This is a genomic window from Chryseobacterium mucoviscidosis, assembly GCF_002177115.1.
In the GTDB taxonomy this organism is placed as follows: Bacteria; Bacteroidota; Bacteroidia; order Flavobacteriales; family Weeksellaceae; genus Chryseobacterium; species Chryseobacterium mucoviscidosis.
This window is the reverse complement of the sequence record NZ_MVAG01000082.1, coordinates 1-277: the sequence shown is the minus strand read 5'-3', so window position 1 is coordinate 277 and position 277 is coordinate 1. Positions and strand designations below refer to the sequence as shown.

Annotated in this window: 1 protein-coding gene; it reads right to left on the bottom strand. The window is 53.4% G+C overall.

All coding sequences use genetic code 11. From position 1 onward, the window contains the following. Nucleotides 1–277, bottom strand: a 277-nt coding sequence (locus B0E34_RS22710; RefSeq protein WP_123956534.1) for an HD domain-containing protein, incomplete at both ends; no start/stop codon positions are given.

Genomic DNA, 277 nt, shown 5'->3' with positions numbered 1-277 from the left:
CTTTCACCACTTCTTTGATTACGCGATAACGGTTGGGATACAGCGCCTCAAAACCCAGCTCCTCGAGTTCGGTTTTAATGTGGTGGATACCTAAACGGTGCGCCAGCGGGCTGTATATTTCGAGAGTTTCACGGGCGATGCGGCGACGTTTGTCCGGGCGAAGTGAGCCCAGCGTGCGCATGTTGTGGGTACGGTCGGCAAGTTTGATGAGAATGACGCGGATATCCTGCACCATCGCCATAATCATCTTGCGAAAGTTTTCGGCCTGCGCCTCTTT